The sequence below is a fragment of the Staphylococcus equorum genome (assembly GCF_029024965.1).
Classification (GTDB): Bacteria; Bacillota; Bacilli; order Staphylococcales; family Staphylococcaceae; genus Staphylococcus; species Staphylococcus equorum.
The window spans coordinates 2,041,534-2,060,799 of record NZ_CP118982.1; the positions used below are offsets into that span (position 1 = coordinate 2,041,534).

A 19,266-nucleotide genomic window follows, 5' to 3' on the forward strand; every position below is an offset into this window, starting at 1 on the left:
ATCTCCTTTAATTAAATAGATATAAAATATCTTTAATATCTACCAAAATGTTGTAACTCTATGATTCCTAGTAACTATATTACTTTTGTAATTGTTTGATACTACATTCACTTATTGGATAAAACCAATTTAGATCATCAGCACTTTTAGGCTTAAATCCTGCTAATGCCATCGCCTCTTTCATGTTACTGTTTGATATATAAAAGCCATAAGGCTCACGTTCAAACATATGCTTTAAGTTATAACTGGAATAGTTTTCGTTGACTGTCTTAATAGGTTCTAACTGTTTGCACCACATCAATACTGTTTCAAGTTGTTCCATTGTCATATCATTAAAATCAATTGCATTAAATCCTAAATTATTATCACTCATATACTGCTGTAATTCTTCATCGTTAAAATAAAATACTTCACGTGGATATTCTGTAATCACACGATGTGCATTGTTATTAGTTCTTACTGTTCCATATCTATTGCCACTGTTGTATAGGTATCTCATTTTCTTAATCTCCTTTTTTTATCCGTTTACTTTAAAATGTTACTACTTGGTTACTACTTTTTTGTTAAAGTTACTACTTTCTTATATTACATAAAAACTGTCATATCAAGGGTTACAGCGCACATGTTACTACTGTTACTAGTGTTACTACTTTTTTTAAGGGGCTACTATTATAAGAAACACACACACATTTATATCACTTTATATTTAACCTCTTATTTTGAAAGTAGTAACAGTAGTAACATTTATATTAAAATCAGTTATAAACACTGTAATATCAAGGTTTATAGCTGTTATTACTTTTGATAAATAAGTAGTAACTAGGTAGTAACAACTAGTAACTTTGTTGCTCTTTCTTAAAGTCAAATCCTAATTCCTTAATGATTTCAGTTTTGATGGCATATCCTTTTTGTTGTTCTCCATTAAATCTTATATTTTTTTGCTTGCCATAATTATTCGTTTCAAGGTATCCTCTTTCATCCCATTGTTTAACAGTGGAATTAAATTCAGCACCTAGCATTTCTTTTATGGTTGGGGTCATAATAAGAACAAAATCAGCCCTATAAATTGCCATAAGTTCTGCATTGTCATGATAATAGTGCTTATTGTAAGCGATACGTCCACGGTTAGCATTTAACTTTTCAAGTAATTCTTCTAATAATTGTTTTGGTTTATCAATATTTTTATTGTTCTTCATCATACTTGTATGTGCTTTATTCACATTAATATATGGGTCATGCTCAAAGCCTTCAATATCATTTAATATCTCACCTGTGATTTGTAATAGTGCAAAACTACGTGCGATACGATCCATCACTTCATTACCGTTAGCCTGTTTCATGAAATATTTAACAGCACCTTCAAATGATGCTTTATATTTGTCTTTGTCAGTACGATATTGATTGATGAATAACTTACCTAATAAACCATGATTATTTTCCATTGTTTTAGCTATATCGCCAAATTCAGTTTTATCTGTGTTAGGGAATGGGTCATCTTGTAAAGTAATTACACGACCAGCAACACCTGCCTTATCAGGTGCTATATCTGGTATAGCAACTTCACCACTTGAAAGCATGATATTGTTCCACGGTTCCAAATAATCAATAGAACGGTCTGAATTGCCACGACCTTTAGATTGCCCACCAGAAAATTGATATACAATACTTGGTATTCTAAATGGATTGTCTGCCTTACGGGTATCATCTTTAATTAAAGGAAATGAATTTAAAAATGAAGCCATACGTTCAACACTTACATTTGTGGCATTCCATTCAGTAACTAATTTACGACTTCCCCATATGCTTGCACATATCTTTAAAGTGAATGTTTTACCACTTGAAGTACGCCCTGAAATCTCACTTACAAATGGATCTACGTCAAAATCTTTGAGCAATACAGAAGCTAGTGAGCTATAGAACATCATCATTACCATTGGATTGTCTTTAATAGGCTCAAATACACCATTTATATAATCATCAATACTACCTTTTGTTTCAAATGCATCAATCAACGCTTGATACCCCTTATCAGCATTAAATATTTTGTATTGATTATCTTGCATATCTTCATCGTAAGGTGAAATGAAATGGCCATTTATATTGCCTAATCGAGTAGCTACATCGTAATCTGGTATCTTATTAAAACGTCTGTAAAAACTAAGATATTGAACAAGATTAGCTGCTTCATTTTGAGTAACTTCTAACCCTTTACTAGCAAGTTCTACTAAATATTTACTTTGAGTAATATCTCGAGCTAACACTGGTAATTTATATTTACGTTTTGAATCTTCAAATTCAAGTTCATAATAAAATTCACCAGATTCAATATTTTTGTATCTTTCAGTAACATAAGGTGGCGTGCTAGTAATATAAATATGTGCTATATCTATAACTTCACCTTTGTTATTCTTTTTCTCTTTTTCCAAATATAACCATTTTCCTTTGATTAAATAAGGTTCTGGAATAGTTGGTTTATCTTTATTGATTTCTTGAAATTTTTCAAGACTATTCATAGTTTCAAATACATCTTCTTTAGTTACTTCCATTTCCTCTACTGTCATATCCCGTCCCCCTCTAGTTGTTCATATGCTTTTTGAGTATCGAGTTAAATGTTTTGTTTATTTCTCCATCGTCCATAGGTGGGTTACAAGATTTCCCCCATGCTATCACTAGACCATATACAAGGTTTACGTCTACATACCTACGCAATAAGTAACCACTAATTGATGCTAGCGCTTGATTACGCCCACCTTCACTTACACCAAACGCAAGATCACGCCAATAAGTTGAATCACGTTTTTTCAAATGACTTGAGTAGTTGATGGTAATTGATTTATCTTTTTGCGTATTTTCTAGATTTTTCGATAACTCAACTAAATCATCATTTGTTATTGCTGGTGCATCATTATATTTAAAAATATATGGTATATCCTTATCTGGTCTTACTGGTAACGCCATTGCTCTTGATGGTTGATAGCTACCTTCATCAATCTTATAGCCTATTTTCTTCGCCAATGATTGTGTATACTTTCTATAATCATCTGATCTCACAGGATTATTTAAAGGCACCATAAGGCGAATACGTGGTTTTTCTGTAGTGTGGTTATAAGTTGTGTGGAATGCCCAACAAAAGCCTTCTAACTGTTTACAGATAGCACTGTACAATCCTTTGAAATCTTCAATATCATCATAATCAAGTGCTAGTGTATTTCTATTTATAATATTTTCATCATTGCGATATTTTTGTATTAGTTTCCCATCTTGTTCAACATCTTTAACATCACCATAAACTACCAACCCACGTTGGTATTTTTCATTGTGGTTCATTGGTGTTTGCAATCTATTAAGCCATTCCGACCACATCACATCATTAGTTTGAACAAACGAATAGGAAGATAAATTTTTGTACTCTATAATATTTAATCGAATATCATGCTGTAATTTGATTTGTTCAAAACCCATTATTTTTGCCCTCCTGCTGTTAAAACAAGGCGTGAAATGGTATAATTAAATATATAAATAAGCCATTCTATGCTTGTTTTTTATTAAAATTTCTACGCGTTATCTTCGCTTTGGTCGGCTTGAGATAATGCGTTTTTTGTTTGCCCATATAAATACTCCACGTCACTTACCATTGCTTTAATATCAGTTCTGATACTTTTTAAAATTGCGTGTATATTATAGACATCTTGAATACTTTCTCTTACAATTTCAGATTCAAATATCTTGCCATCTCTTATAAGCATTTTTCTATATGATTCATGACTTTCAAGTCTGTCACATACTAGATTAATCAATCCGTTAATCTTCATATCTAATTCTGTTTCAGTTACTTCATCTATCATCGCTTTAATTTGCAATTCAATATACTCTGTATTTGTCATCCAAATAACCTCCCTATGATTTTATTAATTGATCTAACTTTTCATTAGCTTCTGCTTCTAAATTTTCAACTTCACTGTGTCTATACCATATATCATTTAGTAATTCGTTTAACACGTTGTACTCATTACTATCTTTATCAGTGATGTTATCCATCTTCTCTACAATTAAATCTACTGTTTGTCTGAATGCTTTTCCCATTCCTGCATGATGTGTTGCATCTACTAATAATTTACCTTTGCTTACGTTTGTGTTTTCCATGTTATTTCTCCTCCATTAATTGTTTATATTTACGTTTAATTTTTTTATCTTCCAAACCAACTTTAACTACTATGATCCTACTTTGATTGAATTACTGAAAAGTTCATCAATACTCATTCCATACAATTCAGATAAAATTTTAGCTTCTGGTAAAGTGAACGAACCTTTACCACTTTCCTTAATTTGGTAACGTTGTGGAGAAATGCTAAGTCTCTTTGCGATTGCTTTCTGTGTGTGTCCATGTTCTTTACGTGTGATGTACAACATTGGATATGCTAAGTTTGTCATTTTGTTCCCTCCTTATACTTTTTCTTTTATTTCAAATATTTCTGATACATCAACTTCAAGCGCATTCGAAATTTTTATAGCCATTAAATCAGAAGGATTTGCTTTACCATTAATGATTTTATTTAAATAAACGTAATCCATAGGTACTTGTTCAGCTAATTGTTTAACGTTCCACCCTTTTTTGACTATTGAAAATTTAAACGCCATTCTTTTAATAGCAATACTCATTTTTTTCACCACCACGTCAATATATTTACGTTAATCACGTAAGTTACGTAACTAACTTAACCTAAATATACACTACTTTTACTAACGGTGCAAGCGTAAGTTGTGTTAAAATTTATATTAACTACTATTAAAGGAGTGAAAACCTTGATATTAAAGGATTTACTTAAAAATTTGAGGGAATCAAGAGGACTTAATAAACAAGAATTAGCAAATAAAGTTGATATTTCACGTTCTTATATATCTACTATAGAAAGTGGTAAAGTTGAAAAACCGACTAAAAAAACTTTAATGAAAATTGCATATGTTTTTGATCCAGATGATGAACAAAATATTTATAGTTCTTTATTGGAAGCTTCTGGTTATGATACTAAAAACAGTAAAGAAGAATACAGAGACTATTTAAATGAAATGAGTGCAAATTTTCAAGAAACAAACAAATTCAATGGAGAGGTCTTATCAGGCATGAAATATCGTGTGAATAAGCATGATAATTCTGTTGTGTTTTTAGATAAGCCATACATGAACATATTATGGTTATTAGAACAAGAGGATTTTAGAGTCTATTTAGGTTACGAAGATGATGAATTTTTTATTGATGATAATGGGACACCTTTTAGTAAACCATTAGAACTTGATGATGAAGATAAAAATAATTTGTTATTTCAAGTGCGTAATTTTCAAAGCAATTTGTTATTAATGAAAAAAGCTTTAAAAAACAAAATTGATATTGATGAATTAAATATTGACTCAATGGAATACACTTTAATTTTTGATTTATTAAATAATCGTATTAATGATAAAAATGAATTAATTAGTAAATTAGCTGTTATCAATAAAGAAAGAGAAATATTTAACGCAAAAGAATATTACGAAGAAATAAACAAAGCTATAGAAGACCAAGATGCTATAAAGTTACAACGTCTTGTAAGAATAACTACTATTAATGAATTAAAGAAGTATTTATCAGAACAAAAGTAGGTGAAACACCATGCAGCATGACTTAAAACTATCCCACAACATCCATAAAGATGCTAAACGTGGTACATATTACTTCCGTATCACATACTATGATAAGACAAATACACGCCAATATATAACTCGTAAAGGGTTTAAACAACGTAAGGAAGCAGTTAAAAAATGTAATGAAATAATGGATGAAATTGAAGGAATAGGTAAAATTAATCAGTTACCATTTGATAAACTGGTAGAGGAATATATTGATTGGTATTCAGCTAGAAGAAAATCATCAAGTGTGAAAGCATTAAAAACTCATGCTAACAATCATTTGTTACCTTTCTTTAAATCAATGGACGTATTTAATATTGATACTAAAATGATTATGAAGTTTCAAACACAGAAATTAAAAGAAGGACATTCCCCTGATTATTTAAAAAAGATGCATGTATTTTTAGTATCTATATTGAATCATGCCATGAAGTATCATGATCTAGGGCGTAATGTTGGCTCGTTAGTAGGTAACTTTGAAATTGAAACACAAAAACGTTTAAATTATTGGACGTTAGAGCAATTTAATCAATTCTATGATATGTTACCTACAATACAACAGAAATTGTTCTTCAAATTGCTTTTCTTTGGAGGCATGCGTAAAGGGGAATGTAGAGCTTTAAAATGGGAAAATATCAACTTTGATGAAGATTACATTCATATAAACAAAACGGACTATCATGGTGAAGTGACAGCCCCTAAAACGAAAGCAGCCATACGTGATATATACATGCCTACTCACATGATGGATGACTTACAGAAATATTTAATTTGGTATAAAGAGAATAACATATATAAAGAAAACTATGTATTGTTTGGTACATTCTTTAAAGCTTATAGTGAATCAACTATCGATAGATGGTTTACCAGCACATTAAAAGCATTAGATGATTCTTTACCTGATGGTGAAACATTCCCACGTATTGTAATACACGAACTAAGGCATTCTCACGCATCTATGTTAGTCAATCATGGTGCTAGTCCAATGATAATTGCGCAACGATTAGGACATTCATCTACAGAAGAAGTTACATCACGCTACGGGCATTTGTACCCTAGTACACAAAAAGAAATAATAAAATATTTATGAGGTGAATAGATGAATAATATAAAATGTTTGTTAATTGGTCAAGAGCCTTTTAATAATGATAATTACGAAAACATGAAGTATCAAATAATAACTGCGAAGATAGAAGAAAACATTTGTTTTGAAGATATTGCATTTATACCTGTTGCCAAAAAAAGCAATTATAAAATTAACTATAATACTATAACTTCCTATACAAGAATTTTAGGATTAATTAACAAAATTAAAGTTGATAAAAATAACTTCGTAAATCTCAATTCAAATGTAACTTCTCAAATTACCAATTTAGCAAATAAAGGCGTCTACCTAGTGAATTTTAGTGAATTACAAGCTATGAATTTTTTTCAAAGTATTTATTATAACGTCAATATAACTTTAATTTGTTTTGGTGACAAAGCAATTAAAGGTATAAATCAAATGAATTTAAGTAATGAAATATTAGAATTTCCACATCCTTCTCGACAAAATAAACATCCTCTATGGTATGAATTTTATGATACACCGAGAATATATAATGGCGCTATTGAAATAACAAGTAAATTTTAACGCTTCCTTAATTCAGGGAGTGTTTTTTTATTTGCTGTGCATTATCTGTGCACTTTCTGTGTACCCAAAAATAAAAAGCCCTCAACCGCAATGGTTGAGAGCTATATAGTGGAGACGGCGGGATTCGAACCCGCGTCCAGAGGTCCTGATACAGATCTTTCTACGTGTGTAGTCTATCATTGAGTTTCGCATAATGGTAAGTGATAGACGGCCATCATTATGCTAGTTTGATTAATCTCTTCTAGGCAGACTTCAAACGGCAGTGCCTAGCGTATCCTACTAAAGGTTGAATCGCGGTTAACGGCACATAGGAGATGCCGTTAGGCGATGCAGAGTGCTATTACGCAGCTACTGCGAAATTATTGTTTTCTTTGCCAGTTATTATAACTGTGTGTGTTAGTGACGGAGACAACCCTCCGACACGCTTAACCTGCTCATGGTACCCCTGTCGAATCCAAAAACGCCCCCTAAATAGTATAAAATGCACTTCCTGTCCACTTCACGCTTATCGCTCAGCTTTTTAGAAAGCACATATTATATTACCAAAGATCAGGGTCTTTGGCAATATATCCGCTTAATAACGGTCTTTCATTGCTCTATCCATATCACGTTTTACTGCTTTATCTTTCAATGCTTGTCGCTTATCGTAATTTTTCTTACCACGTGCAACACCTAGCAATACTTTACAGTGTCCATGTTTTAAATAGAGTTTCAATGGCACAATCGAATAACCTACTTCTCTCGTACGCTCACCTAATTTTTCAATTTGACGTTTGTGCAATAAAAGTTTACGTGAACGGCGAGGATCATGGTTAAAGCGATTGCCTTCTTCGTATGGGGCAATATGCATATTATTAAGATACATTTCACCGCGATTAACTTGCGCATAACTATCTTTAAGATTGGCACTGCCACGACGAATTGACTTAATCTCAGTCCCTTGTAACACAATGCCCGCTTCAATCGTATCTTCAATGACGTAATCATGTCTGGCTTTACGATTTTCAGCTAGTGTTCCTGGTGATTTTTTCTTTGGCATTGAGTTTCACCTCTTTGTTGAGTTATTTTTTCTTCTTACGTGCTTTATTTTTCACATTTTTATCTTTATAAAATGGTTTGTGTTTTGTATTACCACTATTTGATTTATCGTTGTTACGCTGATTTTTACCTCTGCGTTGTTTGTGTTTCGTTTTATCCTTGCTATCACCTTTAGATTTATCTGATGATTTGCCACGAGGATTCGCTTGGATTGTCTTACCACGTGAAGGTCTTTGACTGCGTTCATTTTTAGGTAATGGCATACCAACGATTTGGAAATCGATCATGCGCTCATCTACGTCCACGTTGATGACTTTAATTTGAACTGGGTCGCCTATACGGAACACTTTAGCCTGACGTTCACCAATCATTGCCATTTGGCGTTCATCGAAATGGTAAAAATCGTCTGTCATATTCGAAACGTGTACCATGCCTTCAATCGTATTTGGTAATTCAACAAACATACCAAAATTAGCAACTGAACTTATAATACCTTCGAATTCTTCGCCAACATGTTGTACCATATATTCTGATTTTTTAAGTTCATCTGTATCACGTTCTGCTTCAATCGCTCTACGTTCTCTTTGAGATGTATGATCAGCAATTTCTGGTAACAGTGCTTCCCATTTTGACTTCTCTTTATTGTTCATAGATTGTTCTACAATATATTTACGTATTAATCTATGTACGATTAAATCAGGATATCTACGTATTGGTGATGTGAAATGTGTATAGTATTCAGCTGATAAGCCAAAGTGTCCTAAATTTACATCATCATAACGTGCTTGTTGCATTGAACGTAACATCATTGTTGAGATAACCATTTGTTCTGGTTGGCCTTCAACTTCTTGTTGAATCTTTTGTAATGTTGAAGGATGGATTTCTTCTCCTGTACCTTGAATCATTAGTCCAAAATTCGTAATAAAATCAAAGAACTTGCGTAAACGTTCTGATTTTGGTTGTTCGTGAACACGATATATGAATGGTACTTCTAAGTGATCGAAGTGTTCTGCTATCGTTTCATTTGCTGCAAGCATAAATGACTCGATTAAGCGTTCTCCTTCACCACGTTTTCTTAATTCTACATCTGTTGGGATACCTTCTTCATTAACGATTACTTTTGCTTCACTAATATCGAAGTCGATTTCACCACGACGTCTTCTCATGTTAACTAAACGTTGTGATAAATCTTGTGCTAAGTCTAACATTGGCGTAACTTCACTAAATTTTTCACGTGTGTCTGCATTTTGATCTGTAATGATTTCATTCACTTCATCATATGTCATACGATAATTTGAATGTATCACACTATCAAAAATCTCATGCTTAACGACTTCTCCACGTTCATTAAATTCCATGCGACAGCTCAATGTTAAGCGATCAACGTCTGGATTTAAAGAACAAATACCGTTACTTAAGCGGTGTGGAATCATAGGGATCACACGGTCAACTAAATAGACACTTGTAGCTCGACTATATGCTTCTTCATCTAAGGCTGATCCTTCAGTGACATAATAACTAACGTCAGCGATACTGACTGTTAATTGCGTATGACCATTGCTTAGCTTTTTAATACCAATTGCATCATCTAAATCTTTTGCGTCCGCGCCATCAATTGTAATTGTAAGTTCATCACGTAAATCGCGACGGCCTTCAATTTGTGATGGTTCAATTTCATCCGGCACGGCTTCAGCTTCTGCTAAAACATTGTCTGGAAATTCAATTTCAATGCCATGTTGATAGATGATTGATAATATATCTACCCCTGGATCGTTTTTATGGCCTAATATAGCCGAAACTTGTCCTTCTGGATTGTTTGTACCATCTGCGTACTTCGTGATCTGTACAAGTACTTTATGGCCGTCTACAGCGCCTAAGTTATGTCCTTTGGCGATAAAGATGTCTTGCATAATACGTTTATCATCTGGTAATACAAAACCGAAATGGCGTGCTTCGCTAAACGTACCAACCACTTGTGTGACTGAATGCGTTTCTATCGATTTCACTTCGCCTTCTAGCTTACCTTTATGTTCACCTTTTGAATTTTGTACTTCTACTAGGACCGTGTCACCGTCCATGGCTCTATTAATTTTTGTAGGTGGAATAAAGATATCATCCATTTCACCTTCTTCTGGACGTAAGAATGCAAAGCCTTTTTTATTCTGGCTTAGTTTACCCTTCACCAATTTTGATTGTTGGGATTTGTTAGATTCCTTGCGTTGATATCTATCTGTTTTTGTACGTTGAATTAAACCTGTTTGTTCTAATTCAACAAGCACCTTAATTAAGTCTCTAAATGAGTCGGCACTATTTAAACCTAATGCGTCTTGAAAATCAGATACAGACATGGGTTCATAATCTGGTTGTTTAATAATTTCTTCAATGGCTGGTTTTAAATTCATTATGCCCCTCCTTTCTTTTTTTAAATAATTCTATAATTTTTATTCAGACCAATCTAATGATTCTAAAAATTGGTATACATCTTCAAATACTAATTCTTTTTCCTTATCAATTGTAATGACATGTCCGGAATTCGCATACCATTTAATATCTTTCTCATCAGATTCGCTCTCATTGTATATAATGTTTGCAGAATCTGTATTGATCATTTGGTCTTGTTCTGCTTGAACGACCAATAATGGATCCATTACTTCGTCCACATGATCTCTTACATCTTGGATTTGTCCTTGAAGCTCTTTTAAAGTTTCTGAAGGTTGAAAAACGTCCATTTCTTTATTAATTGTGGTTTCATCTTTACCTTCATACTTTTTAAAATTGCGGGCATATTCTAGCACACCATCAAACATAGACCCTTCTGTCTTAATGTACATAGGTGAACACATAGTTATAATACCCTTTACATCTCTGTTTAAGCTTAATTTTAATGCATAGCAGCCACCAAGTGACAAACCAGCGACTACAATTTCATCGTATCCTTTTTCGACTAAAAAGTCGTAACCGTCTAATGCTTCTTTAAACCATACAAAAGGACTGGATTTTAATATTTCTTCAGGGGGTGCAGCATGTCCCTCATAGTGAGGCGCATAAGATGTGTACCCTTTTTTCTGTAAGAATCGGCCTAATTGTCTTACATCTGATGAATTCCCAGTGAAACCATGTAATAATAACACAGCTCGGTTGCCTTCTTCAAAAAAGAATGGCTTTGGAAGTTTGATTTGCATCGTGATTCAACCCTTTCGCTTATGCTTGATTTCGAGTTAATTAATTTTTATAAATTTCTTTTTAGCGTACAACATATCTATTATAAATAAAAAAGCCCGACTTTAACATTGTCGGACCTTATAAACCAAAATAACTTATGCCTAACATTAACAAGAAGAAAATGACAGACAATATAATTGTTAATCTATGCAAGAATAAATCGACACCGCGTTGCTTTTGTTTACCAAATAACTGTTCGGCGCCACCACTTATCGCACCTGATAGTCCATTACTTTTACCTTCTTGGAGTAATACAACAGTTACTAATGCAATACATACTAAAACTAAAATAATCATTACTACTGTATGCATGAAAATTGTCCTCCATTCATTATATACGAATCGCATTATACCACACGTTCGTCTTCTTTAGCAAACTACTATCTATTGAACGTACTCTTACGTTTAATAGAAACAGCTAACATATAAATCGCTAATACAAATGACATAATCAATACAACCGTTAATGGAATTAAATTAATTCCTGCTTTAACATCTAATATTGCTCCATATACCGGACCGATATTAACTACATTATACAAGATTTGTGAGATGAATACAGCAAACATAAACCACCATAAATAAGTATGTCTATTCCAGATGGCGATGATACCTGCTAAGTTAGCAAATATGTACATTACGCCTGTAAATTGAAAACTATTTTTAATTGTTCCAACAGCATTTTCCGATGGCTTTTGTTCACTATTTAAAAGTAATTGTTTAATTACACTATCATCTAAAACAACAAATAAATGTATTGCATAAAGAATAGCGATGATTAATGAACTATAAGCAATCAGATGAGCCGTTTTTGTTTCTTTTGATTTAGGTTTTACATCCATATAAATTAAGGCTCCTTCTATGATTTACATCTTTAATTATATCAGTTTCATAGTGAAAGATGAACAATTTAAGAAAGTCTTACTATATAAATTATGTGACATAATTTATATAGCCATATTGTAAGGTAGTACTATAAATCTTGTTCGTTTAGCATTTCATCTACCTTCATACTTCTATTTAAGTAGACGTATTCATTAACTTCGCACCACTCAAGTGGACTTCTGGAGGATTACAATAGCTAAAGTTATTGCATAAGAAGACCTAACCACTAAAGTGGACACCTAAGGATTACAATAGCTAAAGCTATTGCATAAGAAGACCTAACCACTAAAGTGAACACCTGAGGATTACAATAGCTAAAGCTATTGCATAAGAAGACCTAACCACTAAAGTGAACACCTGAGGATTACAATAGCTAAAGCTATTGCATAAGAAGACCTAACCACTAAAGTGAACACCTGAGGATTACAATAGCTAAAGCTATTGCATAAGAAGACCTAACCACTAAAGTGAACACCTGAGGATTACAATAGCTAAAGCTATTGCATAAGAAGACCTAACCACTAAAGTGGTAAGGTCTTCTTTAAAAAACACGCAAGCCATAAATGACTTGCGTGTTAGCGCGTGAACTCTTTAATTTTTAAGCGGTATTATTTAGATAAGTTATAGAAAGATTTAAGTCCGTCAAACTTAGCAGTTTCGTATAATTCATCTTCAATACGTAATAATTGGTTGTATTTAGCAATACGGTCTGTTCTTGATAATGAACCTGTTTTGATTTGACCAGCATTTGTTGCAACAGCGATATCAGAAATTGAAGTATCTTCTGTTTCACCTGAACGGTGAGAAATAACTGCTGTGTAACCAGCTTTTTGAGCCATTTCAATAGCTTCAAATGTTTCAGTTAAAGTACCGATTTGGTTAACTTTAATTAGAATTGAGTTACCGATACCTTTTTCGATACCTTCTTCTAATTTAACAGTGTTTGTAACGAATAAATCGTCACCTACTAATTGTACACGATCACCGATACGTTCAGTTAATACTTTCCAACCGTCCCAGTCGTTTTCGTCCATACCGTCTTCAATAGAGATGATTGGATATTTGTTAACTAATTCTTCTAAGAAGTCAACTTGTTCTTCAGCATTACGTTTTTTACCATTTTCGCCTTCGAATTTAGCGTAGTTATAAACGCCATCTTCAAAGAACTCAGAAGATGCACAGTCAAAGCCTAAAAATACATCTTTACCTGGTTCTAAACCAACTGCTTTAATTGCTTCTAAAATAGTTTCTACTGCGTCTTCAGTGCCTTCGAATTTAGGAGCGAATCCACCTTCGTCACCAACTGATGTTTCTAAACCACGGTTTTTAAGGATTGATTTTAAGTTGTGGAAAATTTCTGCGCCCCAACGTAATGATTCTTTAAATGTTTCTGCTCCAACTGGTAATACCATGAACTCTTGGAATGCGATTGGTGCATCAGAGTGAGAACCACCATTAACAATGTTCATCATTGGTACTGGTAATTGTGTACCGTTGAATCCACCTAAATATTTGTAAAGTGGTTGGCCTAATAAATCAGCTGCTGCACGAGCTACTGCTAGTGATACACCAAGAATAGCGTTAGCACCTAATTTACCTTTGTTTTCAGTACCATCTAATTGGATCATCATTTTGTCGATAGATACTTGTTCTAGAACTGAAAATTCACCTTCAACTAACTCTGGTGCAATAATTTCGTTTACATTTTCAACTGCTTTAATAACACCTTTACCTAAGTAACGGTCTTTATCACCGTCACGTAATTCTACTGCTTCGTGTTCACCAGTAGAGGCACCTGATGGAACTAATGCGCGACCAAAAGCGCCACTCTCAGTTAATACTTCTACTTCAACTGTTGGGTTACCGCGTGAGTCTAAGACTTCGCGAGCGTAAACATCTGTAATAATTGGCATGTTTATAATCTCCTTTATAAATAAGTAGTTTAGAAATATTAAATTTCATCTTCATTATAGCTTTAAATACTATAAATACAAAGTAATTTAATTCTCTTGTGTTGTTTATAGATGCTACAAATTATCAGAATAAGAAACCCTTCTATCTTAATTTATAGCATCAATTTTCACTCTAAATTTTAATTCATTAAATTAATGATTGATTAATGATTCACCAGTCATATCTTCTGGTTGGTTTACATTGAGTAAATCTAATAATGTTGGTGCTAAGTCACCTAGACGACCCGTTTCACGCAATGTTACGCCTTCTTTAGTAACGATAACTGGAACTGGATTCGTCGTATGTGTAGTCATAGGTTGATCATCATCTGTTAATACCATGTCTGAGTTACCATGATCTGCAGTAACGATAGCATGACCACCCATTTCTGTAATCTTATCAACCACTTCGCCTAGACATTCGTCTACAGCTTCTATTGCTTTAATCGTTGGTTCAAGCATACCACTGTGTCCAACCATGTCAGGGTTAGCAAAGTTTAATAAGATTAAATCTAAGTCACCTTTATTTAATTCTTCAATTAATGCATCTTTAACTTCGTATGCACTCATTTCTGGTTTAAGGTCGTAAGTTGCAACTTTTGGTGAGTCGATTAGACGACGACGTTCACCTTCAAATTCAGCATTACGTCCACCACTCATGAAATAAGTGACATGTGGGAATTTTTCTGTTTCTGCAATACGCAATTGTTTTAAACCATTGTTTTGAACAACTTCACCGATAGTATTTGTTAAATCAACTTTTTCAAAAACGATTTCTGCTTTCACATTGTCGTTATATTTTGTAAATGTTGCATAAAATAAATCGTCAATTTGTTCAACTTTGAAACCTTCGAAAGCTTTGTCTGTAAATATTTCAGAAAGTTGTCCTGCTCTGTCTGGACGGAAGTTATAAAAAACAACTGCGTCGCCATCATTCACACCGTCATTTTGATCTTTTACGATAAATGGTTCAACAAACTCGTCTGTTAAATCTTTCTCGTAGTTAGCTTCGACACCAGCTTTAGCTGATTCAAAAGTTTCACCTTTAAAATTACGGATTGCATTATAAGCTTTTTCTTCTCTATCCCAACGTTTATCACGATCCATTGCGTAATAACGCCCTGAAACAGATGCAAATTGGCCAATGCCAAGTTCATCGAATTTAGCTTGCGTTTCTTCGATATATTTTAGTGATGATTTTTGATCTACGTCACGTCCATCTAAGAATGCGTGAACATAGACTTTCTCAACACCTTGCTTTTTAGCTAATTCTAATAATGCGAATAAGTGTTTATAATGACTATGAACACCACCATCAGATAATAAGCCAAAGAGATGTAGCGCTGAATTATTGTCTTTAACGTGTTGAATTGCGTTGTTTAATACTTCATTATCAAAGAAATCACCGTCTTCGATAGATTTATTGATACGCGTTAAACTTTGATAAACTACACGTCCAGCACCAATATTCATATGACCAACTTCTGAATTACCCATTTGACCTTCAGGAAGACCAACATCTAAACCACTTGCTTCGATTTGCGTTGTTGGGTATTTACTGTAGTAACGGTCGAAATTAGGCTTATTAGCTAGTTTTACAGCATTACCATGTTCTGTTTCTCTGTTTGCAAAACCATCTAAAATAATTAATGCAGTTGGTTGTTTCGCCATATTATTTTGCACCTTCTAACAATTGTACAAAATCATCCACTTTAAGTGATGCGCCGCCTACTAATGCGCCATCGATGTCTGATTGAGCCATGTATTCTTTAATGTTGTTAGGTTTAACACTACCACCATATTGAATACGAGTTGCATCTGCTACTGTTTGACTAGATAACTCAGCAACTGTTTCTCTTACAAATGCACACATTTCATTAGCATCTTCAGAAGTTGATGATTTACCAGTACCGATAGCCCAGATTGGTTCATAAGCAATAACTACTTGTTGTAATTGCTCTTCAGATAAACCTTCTACTGCTTTTTTCACTTGGTTGCCTACAACTTCGTTTGCTTTTCCACTTTCGCGTTCTTCATCAGTTTCGCCAACACAAATGATTGGTGTCATGCCATGGTTAAATACAGCATGTGCTTTTTTGTTAATGTCTTCGTCAGTTTCTTTGAAGATTTCACGACGTTCTGAATGTCCAATAACAACATATTTAACACCAAGGTCTGCTAATGCAGCTGGAGAAGTTTCACCAGTAAATGCGCCATTATCTTCGAAGTAAGCATTTTGAGCACCGATTTGTAATCCTTGTGCTTTACCATCATTTACTAAAGTAACTAATGCGTCTAATTGAATTGCTGGTGCACAAATTACAGATTCTACTTCTTTAGTATCTGGTAATGTTGGTAATGCATTAACGAAATCTTTAGCTTCTTGAACTGTTTTATTCATTTTCCAGTTACCTGCGATAATTGGTTTTCTCATTATATAACACTCCTATTAGTAATTTATGATTAATATTTTAAACACTATAATCATGTCTTGCATATTTAGTCGTGCAATTATTTGTTAGCAATTGCGATAACGCCCGGTAGCTCTTTACCTTCAAGGTATTCTAATGAAGCGCCGCCACCAGTTGAAATGTGACTGAAGTCATCTGCATATCCTAATGAAATTGCTGCTGCAGCTGAATCGCCGCCACCGATAATTGTGTTAGCATCTTTTAATTCAGCGATTGCTTCACAAATACCAATCGTACCTTTAGCAAAGTTACTTAATTCAAATACACCCATTGGTCCGTTCCATATAACTGTATGCGCACCTTGTAATTGTTCTTTAAATAATTCTACTGTTTTCGGACCAACATCCATTGCTTCTTGATCAGCTGGGATATCATCAATAGATACTTCTGTGATTTCAGCGTCATTTGAGAATTCTTTAGCAATTTTACAATCTACTGGTAATACAATTTGATCGCCAGCACGGTCTAATAATTCTTTAGCAAAGTCAACTTTATCTTCTTCTAATAATGATAAGCCAATTTCTTTACCTTGCGCTTTGAAGAATGTGTACGACATTCCGCCACCGATAAGTACTTTGTCAGCAATTTTCAATAAGTTCGTGATGACACCAATTTTGTCAGAAACTTTAGCGCCACCTAAAATTGCAACTACAGGTTTATCAGGGTTTTCAACTACGCCACCGATATATTTAATTTCTTTTTCCATTAAGAATCCTGCAACTGTTTCTAAATTAGATGCGATACCAACGTTAGACGCGTGCTCACGGTGAGCTGTACCAAAAGCATCATTTACGAATACATCGCCAAGTGAAGCCCAGTATTTGCCTAAGTCAGAATCATTTTTAGATTCTTTTTTACCCTCAACGTCTTCATAACGTGTATTTTCAACTAAAAGTACATCACCTTCGTTAAGTGCTTTAACAGATTCTTCTAGTTTTTCACCGCGTGTTTCAGGTACAAACACAACATCTTTACCTAATTTTTCTGTTAATGCTGTAGCCACTGGTTTTAAAGTTAATTCTGCTTTATCACTTTCTTCTTTAACTTTACCTAGGTGAGAGAATAATACTACTTTTCCACCTTGCTCAATAATATGTTTTATTGTTGGTAATGCTTGAACGATACGGTTATCATCAGTGATTTCGCCGTCTTTCATTGGTACGTTAAAATCTGCACGTACAAGTACAGTTTTACCTTTTAATTCTATGTCAGTTACAATTTTTTTAGCCATATAAGCTTCCTCCTCTGAATGGAACAATAAAGTAAAATAAGCGGAGAAGCGATGTGCTCCCCGCTTACTCCTAAGCTTATTGTTTAAATTTAACAACATTTAAGCTTGTTAAATTAATTTTTTAATCCGAATTATTTAGATTGGTCAGCTAAATATTCTAAAGTACGAACTAATTGTGAAGTGTAAGACATTTCGTTATCATACCAAGCAGCTATTTTAACTAATTGGTGATCTCCAACTGTCATAACACGAGTTTGCGTTGCATCGAATAATGAACCGTAAGTCATACCGATTACGTCAGAAGAAACGATTTCGTCTTCAGTGTAACCAAATGATTCGTCTGAAGCATTTTTCATTGCTGCGTTAACGTCTTCAACGCTTACGTCTTTTTCTAATACAACTGTAAGTTCAGTTAATGAACCAGTAGCAACTGGAACACGTTGAGCGCCACCGTCTAATTTACCATCGATTTCAGGGATTACTAAACCAATTGCTTTAGCAGCACCTGTTGAGTTAGGGATGATGTTTTCAGCAGCTGCACGTGCACGGCGTTTGTCGCCTTTTCTGTGTGGAGCATCTTGAGTACTTTGGTCACCAGTATATGCGTGAATAGTAGTCATGAAACCTTCAACTAAGCCGAAGTCGTCATTTAAAACTTTAGCTACTGGAGCTAATGAGTTAGTAGTACATGAAGCACCTGAAACAACTGTTTCTGAACCATCTAATTCACTGTGGTTAGTGTTATAAACGATTGTTTTTAAGTCGCCTGTTGCTGGTGCAGAGATTAATACTTTTTTAGCGCCAGCGTCAATGTGAGCTTCTGCTTTTTCTTTATCAGCGAAGAAACCAGTACATTCTAAAACAACATCGATGTCTAAATCTTTCCAAGGTAATTTACTTGGTTCAGGTTCTGAGAATGATTTAACTTCTTGTCCATTTACACGGAATCCGTCTTTTTCTACTTCAACTTCTCCTGTGAAGCGACCTTGTGTAGTGTCATATTTTAATAAATGAGCTAACATTTCGTCATCTGTTAAATCGTTAACTGCTACTACGTCAATACCTTCTACGTCTTGAATTCTTCTAAATGCTAAACGTCCAATTCTACCAAAACCATTAATTGCTACTTTAACTGCCATTATAATGGCCTCCTTTAAAATGATATTTAAA

The 19,266-nt window shown here is 33.8% G+C and carries 20 protein-coding genes and 1 other RNA gene; 3 read left to right on the top strand and 18 right to left on the bottom strand.

From position 1 onward, the window contains the following. Positions 1-79: 79 nt before the first annotated feature. The 7 genes from PYW44_RS09915 to PYW44_RS09945 all read right to left on the bottom strand — a co-directional run bounded on the left by PYW44_RS09915 (position 80) and on the right by PYW44_RS09945 (position 4,659). On the bottom strand, positions 80-499 hold the full coding sequence (locus PYW44_RS09915) for a hypothetical protein (RefSeq protein ID WP_115076036.1): 420 nt from the start codon (positions 497-499) through the stop codon (positions 80-82). Positions 500-833: 334 nt separating this feature from the next. After that, positions 834-2,561: a DUF927 domain-containing protein gene (locus PYW44_RS09920; protein WP_115076037.1), complete on the bottom strand. Its 1,728-nt coding sequence runs from the start codon at positions 2,559-2,561 to the stop codon at positions 834-836. Positions 2,562-2,574: 13 nt separating this feature from the next. Continuing rightward, entirely contained in the window at positions 2,575-3,462 is an 888-nt protein-coding gene (locus PYW44_RS09925; RefSeq protein WP_115076038.1) for a primase alpha helix C-terminal domain-containing protein, read from the bottom strand. Positions 3,463-3,554: 92 nt separating this feature from the next. Beyond that, positions 3,555-3,884: a hypothetical protein gene (locus PYW44_RS09930; protein ID WP_115076039.1), complete on the bottom strand. Its 330-nt coding sequence runs from the start codon at positions 3,882-3,884 to the stop codon at positions 3,555-3,557. Positions 3,885-3,897: 13 nt separating this feature from the next. Beyond that, positions 3,898-4,143 carry a hypothetical protein gene (locus tag PYW44_RS09935; RefSeq protein ID WP_115076040.1) on the bottom strand — a complete coding sequence of 82 codons (246 nt, stop codon included), beginning with the start codon at positions 4,141-4,143 and terminating at the stop codon, positions 3,898-3,900. 69 nt (positions 4,144-4,212) lie between these two features. Then, positions 4,213-4,431, bottom strand: a complete 219-nt coding sequence (locus PYW44_RS09940; protein ID WP_115076041.1) for a helix-turn-helix transcriptional regulator — start codon at positions 4,429-4,431, stop codon at positions 4,213-4,215. Between the two features lie 12 nt (positions 4,432-4,443). Beyond that, positions 4,444-4,659, bottom strand: a complete 216-nt coding sequence (locus tag PYW44_RS09945; protein WP_115076042.1) for a helix-turn-helix domain-containing protein — start codon at positions 4,657-4,659, stop codon at positions 4,444-4,446. A gap of 144 nt (positions 4,660-4,803) precedes the next feature. Between PYW44_RS09945 and PYW44_RS09950 the strand changes: the two genes are divergently transcribed. Genes PYW44_RS09950 through PYW44_RS09960 form a run of 3 tightly spaced genes read left to right on the top strand, consistent with a single transcriptional unit; the run spans position 4,804 to position 7,297 of the window. Beyond that, positions 4,804-5,637, top strand: a complete 834-nt coding sequence (locus PYW44_RS09950) for a helix-turn-helix domain-containing protein (protein ID WP_164972025.1) — start codon at positions 4,804-4,806, stop codon at positions 5,635-5,637. 10 nt (positions 5,638-5,647) lie between these two features. Further along, the gene (locus PYW44_RS09955; protein ID WP_115076044.1) at positions 5,648-6,754 is read left to right on the top strand and encodes a site-specific integrase; all 1,107 of its coding nucleotides are present in this window, start codon (positions 5,648-5,650) and stop codon (positions 6,752-6,754) included. A gap of 9 nt (positions 6,755-6,763) precedes the next feature. Beyond that, positions 6,764-7,297 (top strand): hypothetical protein, encoded by a 534-nt coding sequence (locus PYW44_RS09960; RefSeq protein WP_115076045.1) that lies wholly within the window; start codon positions 6,764-6,766, stop codon positions 7,295-7,297. A 106-nt stretch (positions 7,298-7,403) separates the two neighbouring features. On the opposite strand, the gene ssrA is transcribed toward PYW44_RS09960, so the two are convergent. The 11 genes from ssrA to gap form a co-directional block, all read right to left on the bottom strand. After that, positions 7,404-7,765, bottom strand: a transfer-messenger RNA (tmRNA) gene (ssrA, locus tag PYW44_RS09965). Positions 7,766-7,871: 106 nt separating this feature from the next. Then, complete coding sequence (gene smpB, locus PYW44_RS09970) at positions 7,872-8,336, bottom strand: SsrA-binding protein SmpB (protein ID WP_002508246.1); 465 nt, start codon at positions 8,334-8,336, stop codon at positions 7,872-7,874. Positions 8,337-8,358: 22 nt separating this feature from the next. Next, a complete protein-coding gene (gene rnr / locus PYW44_RS09975; protein WP_021339870.1) occupies positions 8,359-10,737 on the bottom strand; it encodes a ribonuclease R in 2,379 nt (792 codons plus the stop codon). A gap of 39 nt (positions 10,738-10,776) precedes the next feature. Continuing rightward, a complete protein-coding gene (locus tag PYW44_RS09980; protein ID WP_002508248.1) occupies positions 10,777-11,517 on the bottom strand; it encodes an alpha/beta hydrolase in 741 nt (246 codons plus the stop codon). A 118-nt stretch (positions 11,518-11,635) separates the two neighbouring features. After that, positions 11,636-11,869 (bottom strand): preprotein translocase subunit SecG, encoded by a 234-nt coding sequence (gene secG / locus PYW44_RS09985; RefSeq protein WP_002508249.1) that lies wholly within the window; start codon positions 11,867-11,869, stop codon positions 11,636-11,638. Positions 11,870-11,937: 68 nt separating this feature from the next. Further along, on the bottom strand, positions 11,938-12,399 hold the full coding sequence (locus tag PYW44_RS09990) for a hypothetical protein (protein ID WP_021339868.1): 462 nt from the start codon (positions 12,397-12,399) through the stop codon (positions 11,938-11,940). A 651-nt stretch (positions 12,400-13,050) separates the two neighbouring features. After that, positions 13,051-14,355 (bottom strand): surface-displayed alpha-enolase, encoded by a 1,305-nt coding sequence (eno, locus tag PYW44_RS09995; RefSeq protein WP_021339867.1) that lies wholly within the window; start codon positions 14,353-14,355, stop codon positions 13,051-13,053. Between the two features lie 192 nt (positions 14,356-14,547). Then, a complete protein-coding gene (gene gpmI, locus PYW44_RS10000; protein ID WP_021339866.1) occupies positions 14,548-16,065 on the bottom strand; it encodes a 2,3-bisphosphoglycerate-independent phosphoglycerate mutase in 1,518 nt (505 codons plus the stop codon). A gap of 1 nt (position 16,066) precedes the next feature. Beyond that, positions 16,067-16,828 (bottom strand): triose-phosphate isomerase, encoded by a 762-nt coding sequence (tpiA, locus tag PYW44_RS10005; protein WP_002508253.1) that lies wholly within the window; start codon positions 16,826-16,828, stop codon positions 16,067-16,069. 77 nt (positions 16,829-16,905) lie between these two features. After that, on the bottom strand, positions 16,906-18,096 hold the full coding sequence (locus PYW44_RS10010) for a phosphoglycerate kinase (RefSeq protein ID WP_002508254.1): 1,191 nt from the start codon (positions 18,094-18,096) through the stop codon (positions 16,906-16,908). 131 nt (positions 18,097-18,227) lie between these two features. Further along, on the bottom strand, positions 18,228-19,235 hold the full coding sequence (gene gap / locus PYW44_RS10015) for a type I glyceraldehyde-3-phosphate dehydrogenase (RefSeq protein WP_002508255.1): 1,008 nt from the start codon (positions 19,233-19,235) through the stop codon (positions 18,228-18,230). Positions 19,236-19,266: the final 31 nt, after the last annotated feature.

Coding starts and splice junctions, on each gene's coding strand:
- PYW44_RS09915 (WP_115076036.1), bottom strand. CDS start 499: ATGAGATACCTATACAACAGTGGCAATAGATATGGAACAGTAAGAACT.
- PYW44_RS09935 (WP_115076040.1), bottom strand. CDS start 4,143: ATGGAAAACACAAACGTAAGCAAAGGTAAATTATTAGTAGATGCAACA.
- PYW44_RS09925 (WP_115076038.1), bottom strand. CDS start 3,462: ATGGGTTTTGAACAAATCAAATTACAGCATGATATTCGATTAAATATT.
- gpmI (WP_021339866.1), bottom strand. CDS start 16,065: ATGGCGAAACAACCAACTGCATTAATTATTTTAGATGGTTTTGCAAAC.
- PYW44_RS09960 (WP_115076045.1), top strand. CDS start 6,764: ATGAATAATATAAAATGTTTGTTAATTGGTCAAGAGCCTTTTAATAAT.
- PYW44_RS09955 (WP_115076044.1), top strand. CDS start 5,648: ATGCAGCATGACTTAAAACTATCCCACAACATCCATAAAGATGCTAAA.
- tpiA (WP_002508253.1), bottom strand. CDS start 16,828: ATGAGAAAACCAATTATCGCAGGTAACTGGAAAATGAATAAAACAGTT.
- PYW44_RS09990 (WP_021339868.1), bottom strand. CDS start 12,399: ATGGATGTAAAACCTAAATCAAAAGAAACAAAAACGGCTCATCTGATT.
- PYW44_RS09945 (WP_115076042.1), bottom strand. CDS start 4,659: ATGAGTATTGCTATTAAAAGAATGGCGTTTAAATTTTCAATAGTCAAA.
- eno (WP_021339867.1), bottom strand. CDS start 14,355: ATGCCAATTATTACAGATGTTTACGCTCGCGAAGTCTTAGACTCACGC.
- PYW44_RS10010 (WP_002508254.1), bottom strand. CDS start 18,096: ATGGCTAAAAAAATTGTAACTGACATAGAATTAAAAGGTAAAACTGTA.
- PYW44_RS09930 (WP_115076039.1), bottom strand. CDS start 3,884: ATGACAAATACAGAGTATATTGAATTGCAAATTAAAGCGATGATAGAT.
- PYW44_RS09940 (WP_115076041.1), bottom strand. CDS start 4,431: ATGACAAACTTAGCATATCCAATGTTGTACATCACACGTAAAGAACAT.
- gap (WP_002508255.1), bottom strand. CDS start 19,235: ATGGCAGTTAAAGTAGCAATTAATGGTTTTGGTAGAATTGGACGTTTA.
- PYW44_RS09980 (WP_002508248.1), bottom strand. CDS start 11,517: ATGCAAATCAAACTTCCAAAGCCATTCTTTTTTGAAGAAGGCAACCGA.
- smpB (WP_002508246.1), bottom strand. CDS start 8,336: ATGCCAAAGAAAAAATCACCAGGAACACTAGCTGAAAATCGTAAAGCC.
- secG (WP_002508249.1), bottom strand. CDS start 11,869: ATGCATACAGTAGTAATGATTATTTTAGTTTTAGTATGTATTGCATTA.
- PYW44_RS09920 (WP_115076037.1), bottom strand. CDS start 2,561: ATGACAGTAGAGGAAATGGAAGTAACTAAAGAAGATGTATTTGAAACT.
- rnr (WP_021339870.1), bottom strand. CDS start 10,737: ATGAATTTAAAACCAGCCATTGAAGAAATTATTAAACAACCAGATTAT.